This is a genomic window from Phyllobacterium sp. T2-21 (assembly GCF_055378485.1).
In genome coordinates, this window is sequence record NZ_AP027916.1 from 427694 (window position 1) to 445903 (window position 18210).

General features: G+C 55.6%; 15 protein-coding genes and 2 pseudogenes. 8 read left to right on the forward strand and 9 right to left on the reverse strand.

Annotation, left to right across the window (positions count from 1 at the left end; all coding sequences use genetic code 11):
• The first annotated feature begins 1 nt into the window (after position 1).
• Both ACZ5FP_RS26885 and ACZ5FP_RS26890 read left to right on the forward strand, forming a co-directional pair.
• Positions 2-1003, forward strand: a complete 1002-nt coding sequence (locus ACZ5FP_RS26885) for an NADP-dependent oxidoreductase (RefSeq protein ID WP_464665030.1) — start codon at positions 2-4, stop codon at positions 1001-1003.
• Between the two features lie 181 nt (positions 1004-1184).
• Positions 1185-1587: pseudogene (locus ACZ5FP_RS26890) on the forward strand (c-type cytochrome).
• A 124-nt stretch (positions 1588-1711) separates the two neighbouring features.
• Here the strand turns inward: ACZ5FP_RS26890 and ACZ5FP_RS26895 are convergent.
• Complete coding sequence (locus ACZ5FP_RS26895; RefSeq protein ID WP_464665032.1) at positions 1712-2608, reverse strand: DMT family transporter; 897 nt, start codon at positions 2606-2608, stop codon at positions 1712-1714.
• Positions 2609-2768: 160 nt separating this feature from the next.
• Between ACZ5FP_RS26895 and ACZ5FP_RS26900 the strand changes: the two genes are divergently transcribed.
• Both ACZ5FP_RS26900 and ACZ5FP_RS26905 read left to right on the forward strand, forming a co-directional pair.
• Complete coding sequence (locus tag ACZ5FP_RS26900; RefSeq protein WP_464665426.1) at positions 2769-3656, forward strand: LysR family transcriptional regulator; 888 nt, start codon at positions 2769-2771, stop codon at positions 3654-3656.
• Between the two features lie 981 nt (positions 3657-4637).
• Positions 4638-6209: an ABC transporter substrate-binding protein gene (locus tag ACZ5FP_RS26905; protein ID WP_464665033.1), complete on the forward strand. Its 1572-nt coding sequence runs from the start codon at positions 4638-4640 to the stop codon at positions 6207-6209.
• 317 nt (positions 6210-6526) lie between these two features.
• On the opposite strand, the gene ACZ5FP_RS26910 is transcribed toward ACZ5FP_RS26905, so the two are convergent.
• From ACZ5FP_RS26910 to ACZ5FP_RS26935, 6 genes and pseudogenes are all read right to left on the reverse strand, one after another.
• Positions 6527-7210, reverse strand: coding sequence for an ABC transporter ATP-binding protein (locus ACZ5FP_RS26910; protein ID WP_464665035.1), 684 nt, complete (start codon positions 7208-7210; stop codon positions 6527-6529).
• Entirely contained in the window at positions 7207-8040 is an 834-nt protein-coding gene (locus ACZ5FP_RS26915) for an ABC transporter ATP-binding protein (RefSeq protein WP_464665036.1), read from the reverse strand. The genes ACZ5FP_RS26910 and ACZ5FP_RS26915 overlap by 4 nt, the downstream gene beginning before the upstream one ends.
• Entirely contained in the window at positions 8033-8890 is an 858-nt protein-coding gene (locus ACZ5FP_RS26920) for an ABC transporter permease (protein WP_464665038.1), read from the reverse strand. The genes ACZ5FP_RS26915 and ACZ5FP_RS26920 overlap by 8 nt, the downstream gene beginning before the upstream one ends.
• The gene (locus tag ACZ5FP_RS26925) at positions 8887-9861 is read right to left on the reverse strand and encodes an ABC transporter permease (protein ID WP_464665039.1); all 975 of its coding nucleotides are present in this window, start codon (positions 9859-9861) and stop codon (positions 8887-8889) included. Before ACZ5FP_RS26925 ends, ACZ5FP_RS26920 begins: the two co-directional genes overlap by 4 nt.
• A 108-nt stretch (positions 9862-9969) precedes the next feature.
• On the reverse strand, positions 9970-11562 hold the full coding sequence (locus ACZ5FP_RS26930; RefSeq protein WP_464665041.1) for an ABC transporter substrate-binding protein: 1593 nt from the start codon (positions 11560-11562) through the stop codon (positions 9970-9972).
• A gap of 354 nt (positions 11563-11916) precedes the next feature.
• Positions 11917-11995, reverse strand: a pseudogene (locus ACZ5FP_RS26935) (DMT family transporter); the annotation flags it as partial.
• A gap of 312 nt (positions 11996-12307) precedes the next feature.
• Between ACZ5FP_RS26935 and ACZ5FP_RS26940 the strand changes: the two are divergent.
• From ACZ5FP_RS26940 to ACZ5FP_RS26950, 3 genes are read left to right on the forward strand one after another with little or no spacing between them, the layout of a single operon-like run.
• Entirely contained in the window at positions 12308-13351 is a 1044-nt protein-coding gene (locus ACZ5FP_RS26940; RefSeq protein WP_464665042.1) for an amino acid ABC transporter substrate-binding protein, read from the forward strand.
• Between the two features lie 14 nt (positions 13352-13365).
• On the forward strand, positions 13366-14574 hold the full coding sequence (locus ACZ5FP_RS26945) for an amino acid ABC transporter permease (protein ID WP_464665044.1): 1209 nt from the start codon (positions 13366-13368) through the stop codon (positions 14572-14574).
• Positions 14571-15647: an amino acid ABC transporter permease gene (locus ACZ5FP_RS26950; protein WP_464665046.1), complete on the forward strand. Its 1077-nt coding sequence runs from the start codon at positions 14571-14573 to the stop codon at positions 15645-15647. The genes ACZ5FP_RS26945 and ACZ5FP_RS26950 overlap by 4 nt, the downstream gene beginning before the upstream one ends.
• 474 nt (positions 15648-16121) lie before the next feature.
• Here the strand turns inward: ACZ5FP_RS26950 and ACZ5FP_RS26955 are convergent, their stop codons facing one another.
• Together ACZ5FP_RS26955 and ACZ5FP_RS26960 are read right to left on the reverse strand one after the other, a co-directional pair.
• Positions 16122-16751 carry a glutathione S-transferase family protein gene (locus ACZ5FP_RS26955; RefSeq protein ID WP_464665048.1) on the reverse strand — a complete coding sequence of 210 codons (630 nt, stop codon included), beginning with the start codon at positions 16749-16751 and terminating at the stop codon, positions 16122-16124.
• 7 nt (positions 16752-16758) lie between these two features.
• Positions 16759-17133: an ArsR/SmtB family transcription factor gene (locus ACZ5FP_RS26960; protein ID WP_464665049.1), complete on the reverse strand. Its 375-nt coding sequence runs from the start codon at positions 17131-17133 to the stop codon at positions 16759-16761.
• 224 nt (positions 17134-17357) lie between these two features.
• Between ACZ5FP_RS26960 and ACZ5FP_RS26965 the strand changes: the two genes are divergently transcribed.
• Positions 17358-18200 (forward strand): ABC transporter substrate-binding protein, encoded by an 843-nt coding sequence (locus tag ACZ5FP_RS26965; protein ID WP_464665051.1) that lies wholly within the window; start codon positions 17358-17360, stop codon positions 18198-18200.
• Positions 18201-18210: the final 10 nt, after the last annotated feature.

Here is an 18210-nt window from a genome sequence, read left to right on the forward strand (position 1 = left end):
CATGAAAGCTTTTCTGGTCGATCGATATGCAAAAGGCGCTGCTTTGCGGTTCGGCGAAACTTCTGAGCCGGAGCTGCGGGAGACTGACGTCATGGTCCAGATTCACGCTGCCAGCGTCAACGTTCTCGATGCCAAGATCAGGGATGGCGAATTCAAGCTTATCCTGCCGTACCGGCTGCCCCTGATCCTTGGCAACGATGTGGCAGGCATTGTGGTTCGGGTAGGGTCAAAGGTCAGCCGTTTCAAACCGGGCGATGAGGTCTATGCACGTCCGGACAAAGACCGCATCGGTGCGTTCGCGCAGTTCATCGCAATGAATGAGGCCGACGTGGCCATGAAGCCGAAAAACCTGACAATGGAGGAGGCCGCCTCGATCCCACTTGTCGCTCTGACAGCATGGCAGGTGCTTGTCGAGCGGGCCAACTTGCAAAAGGGACAGAAAGTTCTGATCCATGCAGGTTCCGGCGGCGTCGGCACAATTGCAATCCAGCTTGCCAAATATCTCGGGGCGGTGGTCGCAACGACCACGAGCACTTCTAATGTCGATCTCGTCAAAAGTCTCGGAGCAGACGTTGTGATCGACTACAAGACACAGAATTTCGAGGAAGTCCTGAAGGATTATGATGTCGTACTCAACAGTCTTGGCACGGACACGCTGGAAAAATCACTCCGCGCGCTAAAGCCCGGCGGAAAGCTTATATCAATCTCCGGTCCGCCTGATCCGGCCTTCGCCAAGCAGAACGGTTCAGGCTGGTTGCTCCAGCAGGTCATGCGCCTGCTGAGCTTTGGGATTCGAAGGAAATCGAAACGCCATCAAGTCAGCTATTCCTTTCTGTTCATGACGGCAAATGGCGGACAGCTCGGCAAGATTACTGCCTTGATAGAAGCAGGGGTTATAAAGCCGGTAGTGGATAGGGTGTTCCGGTTCGAGAAGGCGAACGAGGCACTGGCTTATGTCGAGACGGGCCGAGCCAAGGGTAAAGTTGTCATTGCCCTGAAATAGCCATTGGTGCCATCTTTGGGCAATGGAGAAACGGCCAAATTAAGATCAATCGTAAGGACTCAGCCCTTGGGATGCTGTGGTATTTATCTCACTCCAGCATAGAGGCTACTTAAGCCTTAACGAAGAATGGGCAAGGTATTCTCGGCCCGGTTTAGCGCGCGTCGCAACAGGACACTCAATTATGTTCGTCATCACGCCAGCTAACTTCATAAAACTCAAAATAGTTTCCAGCATTGCATTTTCTATCGTGCTTTGTGGATCATTATCCGCTTTTGCTGATAGTGGTAATGGAAAAGCTCTTTTCTGAAAGATGCACAATGTGTCACGGAACCGATGCCAAAGGTTCAGGACCATTGGCGAATAAAAGTGATCCCCCAACACCTGACCTGACGAGAACAGCATTCAAGAAACGTCTGCTCGATTATCCAGGAGTCATTGTGTCATCAGTAACACTTCGTCCAAACGGAGATCTAATTCCCAAAACCCTGCGAGAAAATGGTGTAAAGCTGCCTTCGCATGCGTGGACAGTTAACGATTTTCGGGATCTGAATGAATGCCTGACCGGTGTGATTTTAGAAAAGTAAATGCTCCACCGGCCAAAGCCGATGGCTTCTCGTCACGGCTGGACGCCGGATTGGTCCGCCATTCGGCGGACTTGACGCACCACGGCCGGCACAACTCCAAATACCGGCCGCCCCAGCTTGTTGCTCAACCGCGCGATGTCATCCACACACCCACCAGTGTCACCACTAGCCCCGCGAACATCGCGACTGTCAGAGGTTCTGAGAATAGAATCCATGCCCATAGCATCGTCACGGGCGGGCTGAGATAGATTGCTGCGCTCACCTTGGCCACGGGGAATAGCCGCAGACTGGTATAGTAGACGGCGTATGCGAGGAACGTCGCGATCAGGACCAGCCAGATCATCCCGACCGCAAAATCACGGGTCATTGGTGGAGTAAGGCTGCCCTGCGTCAACGCGCACAGGCCGAAGAGAACCGAACCCATCAGTGTTTGGATGCAAAGGCTCTGATGGACAGGCATATGCTGCGTCTTGCGTTTCCTGTGCAGGACCGAGGCGACAGCGAATATCAGCATGGAACCCACCGTCAGTCCGTATGCCCACACCGGGGCCGTACCGAAGCTGAGACTGTCGACGGACACGACCAAAACACCGATGACGGCAGTTAAAGTGCCCAGCCATTGGCGTGCGGTCAGCCGTTCGCCAAGGACGGGTTGGGAAAGGACGGCGATCGCCAGCGGAAGAAGGTCGGCGATGAGCGCGACCAGCCCCGTGGGCACTTTTTGCTCGATAGCCAGCGCGAAGCCTCCCAGATACAGGAACACGGCCATGATGCCGAACAGGGCCTGATCTCTGACCGCACGCATGGATATGCTCGGCCCGATCGCCAACGCGAAGGGCAGAAGGATCAGTCCCGAAAGCAATGTCCGCCAGAACAGCAGAAGCATGACGCTCGCCTCCTCGTTGGCATACCGAATGCCCACGAAGCCTGAACTCCATCCGATGATCAGGAGAGAGGCGAGCAGTGGCCATAGCAGAGGATGGCGGCTCGCAGTGACGGAAGGAAGAGAAATGTCGGTCATTAAGCGCTCTGATGCGAGGAATACGATCCACTGATATGCGGATCGCACAATACGCGCACATGACAAATTTCGATGATGACATGACAATTCACGAATCAGTGTCATGACCGGCATTGTTCGTGATAAGTTTCTCTCTGAAAAGAACGAAACGGAAATGGCCATGAATGAACTCAACAGTCGCCGCCTCGAGATCGACGCTTTGCGGGCGCTTTCGGCAATTCGCCAATATGGCGGCATTACCAGAGCGGCCGTCGCTTTAGGCCTCTCACAGTCGGCTGTGAGCCATAAGATAAAGAGGCTTGAAGTCAGCCTAGACTGTGAGCTGCTCGGTCGGAAAGCGGGCGGTCCGATGTTTACCGCTACGGGAGAAGACTTGCTCGACTACGCCGGACGTATCCTCGGTCTGCATGACGAGGCTCTGCTCAGCCTTTCGAAGACCACGCTCGCGGGTAGGCTTGCCCTCGGACTCACCGAAGACACGGCGTGTACCGACCTCGCCCGAATTCTGGGGCGATTTCGGCGTGTGCATCCGAACGTTTCGGTCCGTACCAAGGTCCGTATGAGTCTGGTTCTGCGCGCCATGCTCGAACGTGGCGAGCTGGATGCCGCAATCGTTCAGGTCTTCAGCCACGAGGTGCGACCGACCGACATTGTCCTCTTTCGTGAAGACCTTCACTGGGTGAAGCATCCGGATTTGGCGCTACCGCGGGACAGCCCGATTCCGTTTCTGTCGTTTGACGACGAGTGTTTCTACCGTCAGTGGGCCCTGGACATCGGCCAGGATGATGCTGTTCTCGAGACCATCTTCGAGTGCTCGAGCGCCGCCGGCATCGTTTCGGCCGTCAACGCGGCCATGGGCGTGGCGCTCCTGAGCGACCGCCATATCCGTGGCGAGATGCACGTTGTCGTTGAACGACTGCCTCGGCCGCCAGCCTTGGCGTATGTCGTCCGCCGAGCAAGGAAATCGAGGAACCCGGCGCTAGACAACTTGGTCTGCGAGATTGAGAGGGACATTGGCCGTCACGGAAGTTTGGCTCTCGCCGGCTGATGGCCATGACGCAATTACCAGTGGCATTTGCCTATTGAAGCATCCCGATCGCTTCGGTTGCCGGCAGATATGGCCGCTGTTGGTCCATGGTCACCACGGCTATCGAGCTCACTGGTCCTTGCGCAGAATCCAGGTTTTTGGTCAACGTGAGAGGGAAACACGGCTTACTAATATATGCCAGCCAAAAGGGCTTATGTTCTGCCTCGCGTACAACTGATCAATTTCTCACAACTTTCAAATTTGTCCAAAGAGTTTTCTAAGGTCTCGCTTTTTGGCCCAGCTAACGGGGATGTCTCAAAACGGACGGCTCGCGGCCATAGCCGAAGCTCGGCCTAAACCCCGGTGCCCATATCGTGGTTTGTGGAAACCCATCACCTACCGATTTGCACGTTGTCCCATGTCTTGACCATGACTGGTAGCGGTCAATCCGGGACTGCGTTTCAGTTTTCCGGCAAGGGGCGCAATTTCGCCTGAGCTTCGAGCCCTGGTTGCAAATCAAGCCAAAGGCATATTGAAGCTCAAATTTCAGTTGATGTCAGGCCGTTAAAACTCCGGGTTGTTTTGTTTCGAAACACACTCAACCGGGGAAATGCATTTTTCCCTGGAGCTCAAAAATGGAACGGCGTGTTTATACAGAAAAACCGTAGCGGGTATTGTGACCACATACGGCTAAATGGTGCGACTGGTCGGAATTTTGGCAGTTCCCATCCTGTGATGCGGAGAAGCTTGGAGGATATCAACATGACATATGCGACGGCTGATTGGAGTCCCACCGGCCTGTTTTGATATCGGTCTTGCCGCCTGGGGTCAGCCCGTGAATCCCGGAAGTTTTAGGAAGAATTTGTAATCACCGCCGGCCGAAAACGGCAATTGTCCAGATTCTACTTGAATGTAGAAACCGGAGTTGTGGAGGCTTGGCCAAAAAAGGATCACCGTCCCATGGCATATTTTGTAGCCTCCTCCAGATCATGCAGAATTGGGATGCCCGCAAGCATCGGCTTGTCTGTTCTTCTTGCCACTGGGTTACCAGCCTATGCGGAGACACCCGCGGACACACTGGTGGAAGCGTGGGCGCTTGACGAATTGGTCACCCTCGATCCTGCGGAAGCGTTTGAATTGACGAGCGGCGAGATCAGTGGAAATGCCTATGACCGGCTCGTCAGACCGTCACCGGAAAATGCCTCGAAGATCATTCCTGACGTTGCCGAGAGCTGGACGGTTTCCGACGATGGCCTGACCTATACGTTCAAGCTGAAGCCGGGCCTGAAGTTTGCTTCCGGCAATCCGCTGACGGCTGAAGACGTCGCCTATTCCTTCGAGCGCGCCATCAAGATCGACAAGAGCCCCGCCTTCATCCTCACCCAGTTCGGCCTGAAGCCGGACAATGTCACCGCAAAGGCCAAGGCAACGGATCCGAGCACCTTCGTTTTCACCGTTGACCAGCCCTATGCCCCGAGCTTCGTGCTCAACTGCCTGACATCGACGGTTGCATCCGTCGTCGACAAGAAGCTGATCTCGCAGCATGTGGTCGACAATGACTACGGCAATGCCTGGATGAAGACCAATTATGCCGGTTCCGGCCCGATGAAGATCCGCGACTGGCGCGCCAACGAAATCCTCGTTCTGGAGCGCAACGACAATTATCACGGCACCAAGGCGCCGCTCAACCGCGTGATCTACCGCCATGTCAAGGAAAGCGCCACGCAGCGCCTGCTCCTGGAAAAGGGCGATATCGACGTTGCCCGCAATCTGGAGCCCAACGATCTGGAACAGGTGGTCAAGAACAGCGACATCAAGACGACCAGCGCAGCCAAGGGCACGATCTATTATTTCAGCCTCAACCAGAAGAATGCGAACCTGGCCAAGCCGGAAGTGCGTGAAGCGCTGAAATACCTCGTCGATTATGACGCCATCGGCGAAAAGCTGATCAAGGGCATCGGCGAAATCCACCAGACCTTCCTGCCGAAGGGCATTCTGGGCGAGCTGGACGAAAAGCCCTATTCCCTCAACGTGGCGAAGGCCAAGGAACTTCTGGCCAAGGCCGGCCTGAAGGATGGTTTCTCGGTGACGATGGATGTGCGCAACGGCCAGCCGGTGACGGGCATTGCCGAATCCGTGCAGCAGACCTTTGCCCAGGGCGGCGTGAAGCTGGAGATCATTCCCGGCGACGGTAAGCAGACGCTGACAAAATACAGGGCGAGGGGGCATGATATTTTCATTGGCCCATGGGGAACGGATTACTGGGATCCGAACTCCAATGCGGAAACCTTCACCAGCAATCCGGACAATGCCGATACGGGCACCAACAAGACGCTCGCATGGCGCAATGCCTGGGATGTGCCGGATCTGACCAAGGAAACCAAGTCGGCCCTGCTGGAACGCGACACTGCCAAGCGCGCCAAGACCTATGAGGATCTGCAGAAGAAGGTTCTGGCAACCAGCCCGTTCGTTCTCCTGTTCCAGCAGACGGAAGTTGCCGGCGTTCGCGCCAATATATTGAACTACAAACTTGAATCCTTTGGGCCGAACATCGTTTCCACGGTTTCCAAATGATGTTTTGAAACTCGATCAGCCTGGCCGCCGGCAGGAGCTCGGCCACGCTGATTTCACTTGTAGGCATCGCAGCGCTGCCGACCCGGCTATAGCCGCATCGAGAACGAGCTTATGGGAAGGATTCTGGACGAGGGGCAGCACGGACGGGCCACGGAAAAGCAATGGATCAAAGCACATCCTGATCGGCTAAACCTCTGGCTCAAGGACGTAGCGGCGTTCGATGGAGCTCTCGGCATTGATGCTGTTCGTGCGTCGCTCAAACTCTGATCCCACATAAGGGAAGTATCGACGTACTTGCGAAGGAGGACGGGGATAGGTCATCGATTGGTGAATGCTTCGATACGCCCCGAAGCCATTCTTGCGGTGCGGTCGCACATATGGCCGATGACATCAGGATCATGGCTGACCAACAAGTAGGTCATTCCAAGTGTGCGCTTCAATTCAGACAAAAGATTGAGAATTTCCGCTTGCACCGAGACATCGAGTGCCGAGGTTGGTTCGTCCAACAGAAGCACTTTTGGCTCAAGCAGAAGGGCCCGTGCAATCGCGATGCGCTGCCGCTGTCCCCCTGAAAGCTGATGCGGATAGCGTTCGGCGATTTGGGCATGGAGTCCAACCTGCGCCAGCACCTCGCGCACCCTCACATCACTGTTGGCAACGCCTCTGATAGACAGCGGTTCGCCGAGTATCCGGTTGATACGGTGCTTTGGATGCAGGGAAGAATAGGGGTCCTGAAACACCATCTGAACGTTCCGGCGCAAATCGCCTTCGAGTTTCCGTCCAGCTGCTAGCGCTGTGCCCAGTATGTTTACGTTGCCAGTCCAGTGCGTGTTGAGGCCCGCAATTGCTCGCAAAACGGATGTTTTTCCGCAACCGGATGGTCCGATCAGACCAAAGGTTTCGCCCGGTTCGACCGAGAACGTCACGTCATGCACGGCGTTAAATTTTTCGGTCGCTCGCGAAAATGCGATGGACAGATTCTCGACAACAACGGTGCTCATGCGCTTAAATCAGTCTCGTTGAATACGGGCAGCATCGTTCCATAGGTTTGTGCCGATGGACGCGCATTCCACAGCGCTCGGGTGTAGGGATGGGGCGATTGCTCAAGGTCGCTGCCAGCAAGTCTATCGACGATCGTGCCGTGGCGCATAACCAGCACGCGATTGCTATAGCGAGCGACTTGTTTCAGGTCGTGGCTGATGAGCAGAAGTCCCATCCCCAATTTCTCTGTCAGATTGCGCAGCAGTGACAGCACCTGAATCTGAAGGTCATGATCGAGCGCGGACGTTGGTTCATCCGCGATGAGAAGTTTCGGCCTGTTGACCAGCATTGCTGCAATCATCACACGCTGGCCCATCCCCCCGGACAGTTCGCCAGGGTAATTCTTATAGAGGCGCACGGGATCGGGCAGGCCGACTTGGTTCATCATATCAAGTGCCCGTTCCCGCCGCTCGGCAGAAGTCAGTTTTGTGTGCAGCAGAAGGGCCTCCTCCACCTGCCGTCCAATTTGCAACGCGGGATTGAGCGAAAACTTGGGGTCCTGCAGGATAAGGCCGATATCATTGCCGCGCAGCTTTCGCCACCCTGATGGAGAAAGGGCATTTAGATCGCGTCCCTCAAGCGAAAGGATCGAGGCCGCCGATACAGCGCGCCGCGGTAACAATCCCATGAGGGCGCGGCCGGTGAGGGATTTGCCGGAACCGGATTCTCCGACGAGGGCAACGATTTCGCGGTTGATTTCAAATGAGACGGACTTGACCACCTCCACACGTCCTGCCGGTGAGGAAAAGGAAATGGAGAGATCTTCAACGTGCAGAAGAGGTCTAGTCATTGCGCGGATCCATGACGTCGCGCAATCCATCTGCAAGCAGGTTGAAGGCAAGGCTGGCAATGAGGATTGCAAATCCCGGAGCGGCAGCAACCCACCACTGATCAAAAATGACCTCGGTACCACCGGCAACCATGGTTCCCCATTCTGCAGTTGGTGGCCGCACGCCAAGGCCAAGGAAGCCAAGGCCTGCCGCCGCAAGTATCATCCCACTCATATCGAGGGCGAGCCGGATGATCGCCGAGGGAAGCACCAGCGGTAATACGTGACCCCACAAAAGGCGAATGCCGCGAATTCCCACCATCTCGGCAGCTGCGAGATAATCGCTGCGGCGCAGAGCAGTCGTCTCCACGCGCGCTTGCCGGGCATAGGCCGGCCAGCTGGTGAGGGCGAGCGCCAGTGCGCCGTTGATCAAGCCCGGCCCGATAATAGCCACGAAGGCAAATGCGAGAAGCAGCCGGGGAAACGACATGACGATATCGGTAAGGCGCATCAGAATGGATTCGATGTAGCCGCCGAAATAGCCGGCAAACACACCAATCGTGATGCCGAGGGGCGCCATGATGAGAATGACGAAGAGCAAGAGCGCCATCGTCGGGCGCGCGCCATAGATAAGGCGCGAAAGAATGTCCCGCCCGAAAGCGTCGGTCCCCAACAAATGCAGCGCTCCGGGTGGTGCCAGACGGTTGGCGGTCTCTTGTAGAATAGGATCGTAGGGGGCGATCAGCGGGGCCAGCAAGGCAATTGCAAAGATCAGCAGAACGCCGCTTGCCCCGATCAGGCCTGACGGTGATCTCAGCAATCGGCGGATAAAGCCTGTTTCGTTGGACGTCGCTGCAATGCTCGATGTCATAGACGATCTCCCGGTTTCGATTTGGACACCAGAAGATCGGTCAGTGTATTGAGAATGACGAAAGATGCACCCACAACGAGTGTCCCTCCCAGTATTGCCGGCATGTCACCGGCAAACATGGCAACGGTCAGGTAGCGTCCGATACCGGGCCAGGCGAATACTGTCTCTGTTAATACTGCTCCTTCGAGCAGGCTCGCATAGGAGAGCGCGATAACAGTGATGAGAGCGCCGGCAATATTGGGCAGAATATGAACGAATATAACACGATGGATTGCCGCACCCTTGGCAGAGGCCGTCAGCGCATATTCCTGTCCCATTTCTGCCAGGATAAGGGACCGGGTCAGTCGCGATATGCCTGCAAGCGAATAAAAGGCGAGAACTGTTGCAGGTAATGCAAGATGGGCAATCGCATCGCGAAAAGCTCCAGCCTTGCCGGAAAGCCATGTATCGATGAGAGCAAAGCCCGTTCTCGATGGGATCGTGTACTGGAAAACCACATCGAGGCGGCCAGGGCCGGGAGCCCATCGCAGTTTTGCGTAGAACAGCAAAAGCATCAGCAAACCCAGCCAGAAAATGGGAACGGAATAGCCAATGAGGGCGACAAGACGGATCAGCCCGTCAACCCAGCTACCCGGCTTCACGGCGGCGAGAATCCCGAGGGACACCCCCAAAAATGCACCGAGGATGATTGCCACGGTTGCAAGTTCGATGGTTGCCGGGAAGGTGCGGGCAATGTCCTTGACGATCGGCTGTCCGGTAGCAATCGATTGGCCAAGATTGCCCGATAATGCGGCCTGGAGATAACGCACGAACTGGACCGGCAGAGGCTGGTCAAGACCAAGCTCCACCCGGGCTGCGGCATAGGTGGACGCGCTGGCATGATCTCCAACCAGCTGCAGGGCCGGATCGAGGGGCGCGAGTCTTGTCATGGCGAAGGTCACGACAGCAAGGCCAAGCAGGGTGATCGCCATCGATGTCAACCAGCTGGCGAGCCGCCATACAAGTCGCAACTCCCGCCGGCCTCGCAGCTGACGGGAGTCCACATTCTCACCAAGGGACAAACCCTGTTTTTGTGGCAATTACTTCTCGACCCTATCGTAGTAAACCTGATCCGCGTTGAGTCCCTGCTTATAGCCCTTTACGACATCGCGCAAAACCACCTGATCGCTGCCCTGCAACAGAAAGACATAGGGTGAGCTTGCCTGGATTTTCTTCTGCAGTTCGCCGTAAAGGACGGCGCGTTTGGCCGGGTCCTGTTCTTTAACGGCAGCGAGCGTTTCGGCTGTTAACTCGGGAATTATCCAACCCGCCTGCTTGGCCACAGTATTGGATGAACTATCCTTGTTGATTGCAAATGCGCTGGCATTCGAGTGAGGGTCGAAGTAGTCGGGAATCCAGTAGCGCAGGGTGAACTGGTAATTTCCTGAACGGCCCTTGGCGTAGATTTCGCTGGCGACGCCGGGCTGGATGTCAAGTTCGATACCTGCTTTGGCGAAGCTCGACTGCAGGGATTGCGCGATGGAAAGAAATGGCTGGTCGTTGAACACCGGGAAGTCAACCTTGATCGGTGTTGCGATCTTCGCATCGGCAAGAATTTTCTTGGCCTTGTCGATGTCGAGTTTGAATGGCGTGTCGGTCAAAGCGCCCGGAAATCCAACCGGAAGAAACGCCTGGTGAACTTGGCTCTGCCCCCGCAGGAGATCCTTGGAGATGCCGTTGTAATCGACCAGGTAACGGGCCGCTTCCCAAAAGGCCGGATTGCCGAGTGTGGCATTGGCTTTTGAGTTGATCAGCAAATAATCCGTCCGCGCCGAGGGAACAGCGAGGACCTCAATGCCTTGCTTTTGCTTGAGCGCATCAATCTGATCCGCGCCGAGGCCCCGGGCAATATCGGCGTCACCCTGTTCGACAAGCAAGCGGCGCGCACCTGCATCAGGGACATTGCGGATAATAAGGCTCGCCAGTTTGGGTGCCCCATTGGGCGAGGTGGGATTGGCCTCAAGCACGAGTGCCTCGTGGGGCGTGTAATTGGCAATCTTAAAGGGTCCGCTGCCAGCCGAGTTGGTTTTCAGCCAGCTGTTGCCAAAATCGTTGTCTTTGGCCTGTGCCGTGACCACTTGCGTATCAACAATACTTGCGATGGGTGCTGTCAAAATCGCCAGAGCAAATGCCGGTCCGACATCTGCACTCCAGCTGATCTTGACGTGGGTGTCATCCACCTTCGTGACAGCAGCATCCACGCTGTCAGCCGACCAGCCAAGCTCATTGAGAATAAACGCCGGGGTTTTGTTGAGTTTAACGGCGCGGGTGAGGGAGAAGATGACATCTTCAGGGCGAACCGCATTGCCAGAGGCGAAGGCGCTCTTGGCCGCCAACGCGAAAGTCAAACTCTTCCCGTCAGAGCCAATCTCCCAGGATGCAGCAAGGGCTGGCTCAATTTTCGTCGCATCATCCCGGTTCGCCTGCACCAGGCGCTGATAAATATTGTTGAATGACTGAACCGTTGTAAGTTCAAATCCCTCGGCAGGATCAAAGCTGACAGCATCGTCAATGGACTGCGCGACAACCAGAACATTGGGAGGCGTTTCCGATTGAGCCGCCGTGGCGGCAAATGCCAGGCCAAGACTGAATACCGCGCCGAGCAATTTCGTTCGGCTGATGGGAAGGCACATTGCGAGAGCTCCTGTTTTTCTTATGGTTGTTGTATTTTGGTTTGAGATTGCGGGCACAGACTGGCTGCTCCATTGACCGGCTGTGGAACATCGCCGCTCAAAATTTCGCAAATATGTCCCACATCCTGAGTACAGGAGGTAGTCCGGAATTCAGAACCGTGTTTCAATTGTTTCATCATAACGGTAATTTTGTTTTGAGATTAAAGCCAGACACAGAAAATCTGGCCGGACGTGTGTTACGCAAGATTTCCCGGCAACGGCCGTGTGGTCCCGATGATTATCACCTCGGAGCAACAACTCAGGATTTTTGCGGTTCGACAGCGGCTCTTCCCCGGCACCTGATAACCCGCCGGGGGAGGCTCAAAACGGTACCTGTACCGTGAGCAGTCCAAGATGCGACGAGGGCATTGCCATAATGTGCAAGCTGACCATTGAGGGGGCACCTTCGGCGGTCATTGTCGTGCCCTTGGCCAGAGACTGGAATCTGGCGATCTGCTCGCCGGCCTGTCATGAAGTCAGGCAATGATGAATTGGGTTTCGGAACTTCATAGGCAAACCCTTTGAGAAATAAAGCCGAAAATTGCCGCTCCTTGAGCATGTTACTGCAAAGATAGTCATTCATGCGCAAAACGATATCTCCTCCCGATACTGTTCTTCTCTACCCTTTCGACAGCGGGAATGCAGGGGGTGATCGCAGGATCAAATCTCACCTGACCCAAGAACGCTCTGCCAAAGGAGAGATTGAATGCAGAAGAATAACAAACGGTACGGCATCTGGAGAACGAGGCTTGTCGCCGGATTTGTCGCAGCATCCACATTGTTCAGTGGTGTCGCGCTGGCAGGTCCTACTCTGGACAAAATCAAGGATCGCGGTACGATCAAGGTTGGTGTCGGCACTTCACCGGGTTTCTTCGCCCCTGACGGCAACGGCAAATGGCAGGGCTTTTTCGTCGAGTTCGGACGGGCGCTGGCAATCAGCGTTTTCAACGATCCGGACAAGGTCGAATTCACGTCTTCGTCGCCTCAGCAACGGTTGCCTGCCTTGCAGTCGGGCGAGTTCGACATCCTGCTTTCGGGTGTTACCCAGACGATCACGCGCGCGTTCAAGCTTGGTTTCCACTTCGGACCGACCATCTTCTATGACGGACAAGGTCTTCTCGTGAGCAAGTCTCTTGGTATAACCAAGGGGAGCGATCTGGATGGCGCCACGATCGGTGTGCAGAGCGGAACGACGGGCGAGTTGAACATTGCCGATTTCTTCCGCAAATCAGGACACAAATTCACGCCTGTAACCATCGAAGACAGCAATGAATTCCTCAAGGCGCTTGAGACAGGGCGCGTGGATGCCTTGACGCAGGATGCGTCCGATCTTGCCTTGCGCCGTACATTACTTTCGAAGCCTGATGACTTCGTATTGCTGCCGGAGCGCCTTTCGAAAGAACCGTTGGCACCGGCTATTGCTTCGGGCGACGACCGCTGGCTCGAAATCGTCAACTGGACGGTCTACGCAACCATTCAGGCTGAAGAGTTCGGTATCACCAAAAACAACATCGACACGTTCCTGACCAGTGAAGATCCAGCGATCAAACGGTTCCTTGGGACAGATCCGGCATTGGGCCAAGCCATCGGACTTGATCCGAAGTTTGCGTACAACATTGTCAAAACACTCGGCAATTACGGCGAGATTTTCGAACGCACCATTGGCAAGGGATCGCCGGTTGGTTTCGAGCGCGGTTACAATCAACCGTGGACGAAGGGGGGACTGTTGTACTCTCCGCCGTTCCGTTGAGTGCAGTCCCGATCATGTCTGCAGATACGCCGATTTTGAACTACCGGATTCCGGGCCCGCAAGGGTCCGGTTTTCGCCTTTCCCTGCTGCGCTGGTGGGGGAGTTATCCCGTCACGCAGCTTGGCGTCTTTCTCGCCCTTGCCGCCATCTTCTGGCTGCTTGGATCGAACATGCTTCAATCCATGCACCGGCTCGGGATCACGCCAGGTTTCGGATTCCTCGGACAAAGCGCAAATTTCGCTATTGGCGAAAGCCTGATAGCCTATTCGCCCAGCGACAGCTTCGGCCGCGCGGCCCTCGTCGGGTTGCTGAACACGGTAGCGATCGCCATATCCGGCTGCATTCTTGCGACAATCCTCGGGGTGTTTCTGGGGATAGCCCGGCTCTCCGGCAACGTGCTTCTGGCCGGCTTGGTGCGGATTTATGTCGAGACATTGCGCAGCACGCCCTTGCTTCTGCAATTGTTCTTCTGGAGTGCCGTCACCCACGCCTTGCCGGCGCCGCGACAGGCATTCAGCATTTTCACAGCGATCTTTTTGAGCAACAGGGGAATTTTTGTTCCGAGCATCGGGGCTGGGCACTTATCGCTCAAAACGCTGCTTGTTTCGGTGGGACTATGTATCGTTTCCGGCGCCTATTTCTCATTGCGGCGGCGTAGCGGAAATGCTGTGACCATGACAGAACGTGCGGGAATACTGCTTTTGACGCTCATCGGTATCGGGTTGGTTTTTCGTCTTTCCAGCGTCAGTATCCGGATCGACGTACCGGCGCTGAAAGGGTTCAACATCGTCGGCGGGCTCAATCTGACCCCGGAATTTGCCGCATTGCTGATTGGCCTGGTCGTGAATTCATCCGCCACAATCGCCGAAATCGTTCGCAGCGGTATTCAGTCGGTGCCGTCGGGGCAATGGGAGGCAGCCCGCTCTCTTGGCCTGCAACCCGCCCGTATCATGCGGCTCGTCGTGCTGCCTCAGGCCTTGCGTGTGATCATCCCGCTGATGACGTCTAGCTATCTTGATTTGACGAAGAATTCCAGCCTGGCCGTTGCCATCGGCTTTCCCGATCTTGTCAGCGTTCTCAACACGACAGCCAACCAGAGCGGTCAGGCATTGGAGGCGCTTGCCATTATCGTGATCTGCTATCTAACTTTCAATCTCTCGGTCTCGACACTGATGAATTGGTACAACAAGCGCATCGAGCGTCAGGGATACTTGCCACGATGAGCCCTATCGTCAACCGCACGGATATCAGGATGAAACGGCAGCAGCATTGTGCCGCGTTGCGACATGGACTGTTTGGCACGCCGGTGAATGCCATTGTTACCCTCGCGACCGTTGCACTGCTGTTGTGGACAATTCCGCCGCTGGTCCGCTGGGCCTTGCTTGATGCGATATGGACAGGCACAGCCAAGGACTGTGCCGCCAGTTCAGGTGCCTGCTGGGCGTTCATAGGTGCGAAGCTGCGCTTTATTCTATTTGCGCTGTATCCTCCGGAACTTGACTGGCGACCTGCAGTCACTGTCGTTACAATTGTTGCACTGCTTGCAATCACGGGAATGCCTCGTTTCTGGACGCTCCATCTCGTCTATCTCTGGATAGCGGTTGTTGTTTTTGTGTGGATGCTGATGGCAGGGTTGGTCGTCGGGCCGAAAGTGCCGACCGGCCGCTGGGGTGGTCTGGCGTTAACGCTCCTCATATCCGTGGTCGGCTTTGCCTGTGCATTTCCCATTGCAGTATTGCTCGCCCTGGCGCGTCGCTCGAAAATGGCAGGGGTCCGGATATTGGCAATCCTTTATATTGAAGCCGTTCGCGGTGTTCCGATGATCGCCATTCTCTATGTGGCCATGCTGCTGGTGCCGATGATGCTGCCGGCACGGTTTTCGCCGGAGGCTCTGGTGCGCGCGCAAATCGGATTGACCCTTTTTGTATCTGCCTATCTGGCGGAGGTGGTGCGCGCAGGGTTTCACGCGGTTCCCTATGGACAGGCGGAAGCAGCTTACGCGCTGGGTCTTGGCTATTGGCCCATTATATGGCTGATCGTTCTTCCGCAGGCCTTGCGGGCAGTAATTCCTGCACTCGTTAATCTGGCCACCGGTATCCTCCTTAATTCCACATTGGTTGCTGTTATCGGTATTTTCGATCTGTTGAATGCAGCCAAGAACGCCGCAAATGATCCGGTCTGGCTCGGCTTCTATGATGAGAGCTACCTGTTTGCCGGTCTTATCTATTTTATTATTTGTTATGCGGCGTCTCGTTACAGCCTGTGGCTCGAGAGGCATCTGCGCAAGGCAACGTGACCTCAGGCGGCTGGATTGAGTGTAGAGAGATACACATTGACTATGCCGGTCGGCGAGGATCGGTGGTTGAATGGCTGCCCCGTTATAAGGATTGATAGCGACGTCCCAATATGGCCGCGCTTGTGGGAAAGCAAACATGAGGCGCCCCCTGCTACGCATACCTTTGTCTGCCATTGCCGCGTCCAGCAATCCTTGGATGAGTTTCGAATTCACTCCGTCTGGATTGTGTAAGCCGTAATCATCGTACCAATCCTGGGTCGCTTCGGGATGAGGTCCGATCAAAGCTGCGCGGCCTTTGCCAAATGCGTACCGTGCGGCGGCAACGTCTCCATTTTGATAATGGGCCAGTTTTTGGCGCACCGCTTCTTTCTCAAATTCCTTGGTAAAATTCTTCTGCTTCGGCATTCCGGTTTCCTTCCAACTCAAGAAAACCTCTCCACTTCTCTGAAGCAAGTCCAGACCGCACCGGATTCGTCAAGGTAGCGGAATTTCTCCGGTGAAATGGGGCACACGATAGCCGCGCTGGACGGCTTCCCGTCCGGCGATGTGAAGATACCACCGTTTCACGTGAGGGTAGTCGTTCAGAGCAATCTTGTGACGTATGAATCGTGAAACCCACGGCCACGTCGCCATATCGGCGATCGAATAGTCGCCGGCCAGATAAGGCCGGCCAGCCAGTCGCGCGTCCAGTGTTCCATAGAGACGGCGGGTGTCGTTGCGGAAAAGATCCTCTGCGAATGGAGCCTTCCCCTCGTGGTAGGTCAGGAAGTGATGCGCGTGCCCCAGCGTCGGCCCCAGCCCGCCGGTCTGCCACATCAGCCACTCCAGGGTTTGCACACGCGGAACGCCCTTGCGTGGCAGGTACTTTCCGGTTTTTTCCGCCAGATAGAGCAGAATTGCGCTCGATTCCGTGAGTTTGATACCGGTTTCATTGTCAATGATTGCGGGTATTTTCCCGCCGGGGTTTATATCGAGATAGCTGGCGGCAAACTGTTCTCCCCTGGTGATGTCGATGGCTTGGATGCGGTATGGCACGCCGAACTCTTCGAGCGCGATGGCAACCTTCAATCCGTTGGGGGTGATCCATGTGTAAAGGTCAATCACGGCGGCTTCAGTCGAACATCATTTCATCGACGGGGACGCCGCCAGAATTTTTCATCGAATGCTTGCCGGTAACATCGTCCAGTCCGGAAAACAGGTCGCGCAGTGTCTGCACCAGTCTTTTAATCCTGTGGTCGGCGACACGATAGAAAATGGTCTTGCCGTCACGCCGCCCTTCAATAATGCCGGCATCGCGCAATTCGCTCAACTGCTGGGAAAGCGTGGGCTGGCGAATGCCGAGCTCCTCCTCAAGATGTGACACGGAGCTTTCCTGCTCCATCAGATAGCATACGATCGAAAGGCGGTTGGGATTGGCAATGTGCTTGAGCAGCTCGCTTGCGTCTCCCACGCTGCGGCAGAGTTTGGGCGAAATCGTTTTTGCCATGACTGGTGTCCCTCATCATTCATAAAAAGATAGATTGAGGTGTCTTCGCTTTCAATGCGCAAAAGCAGCCTTTGATAAGAATGCAAAATTGTTCTCTCTTTTCCCGGGCCATTGGAAATCTTGTCTCGCCGCTGTGTATGAATTGGGATGGCCGCCTTTCCTGAACGATATATAAAAATATAAATTGTTTTCAGCAGTCATTTCAATCCTATTGGAACATCAGCATGAAAATCGGCGTTCATCCGAGCAACTTGCACTTGCGTCTCGCGCAGGCCTGGCCCGATGCTTTTTCGGGACTTGAGCCGGAGTTCGTCAATTACAACGAAGGCCGCGATACCATCAGACTGATCGGCAATGGTCAGATTGATTTTGGCGGCACCGGATCGACGCCACCGATTGCTGCCGAAGCGTCTGGCTGGAATGTCACCTACATCGCGGCATCCGCGCCGCGGCCAGCCAATGGCGGTATTTTCGTTGCCAGGGACAGCCCGATCCGTTCCATTGCCGATCTAAGGGAAAAACGCATTTCCCTGATCGATGGCTCGTTTCATACCTATCTTCTGGCGCGAGCCCTTGAAGGCGAAGGGCTGCGGCTGCCGGATGTCAGCCGCCTCGAGACCGGGGCCGCAGATTCATTGCCAGCCCTGCTTGAAGGACGTGTGGATGCCTGGATTGCCATGGCGCCACGTCTGGAAAAGGCGATGGAACGCAGCGACATTCGTCTGATTGCGCGCTGTGGCTCGACAATTCCCAACCGCTCCCTGTTCTGGACGACGGACGATCGCCGGCTGTCCCGGGAAACGCGTCAGGGCATTGTCGCGGAATTGTCCCGCATCGGCCGTGAGGTGGCAGCGGATACGCGCATTGCTGCCGAACGGCTTGTCGCGAATGGTGCCGGCGATGCCGACCTTGATGCGTGGGAGCGCGTGGTTCGATCCCGGGACTTCAGCGTTGTGGCGGCCGATGCGGACATCATCGCCGAGCAGCAGGAAGAGGCCGATACCCTGTATCGCCATGGATATTTCAAGAACCCCGTCCGCCTTGGACAATTGGCCTGCAGCGTCTGAGCGGAGGAGA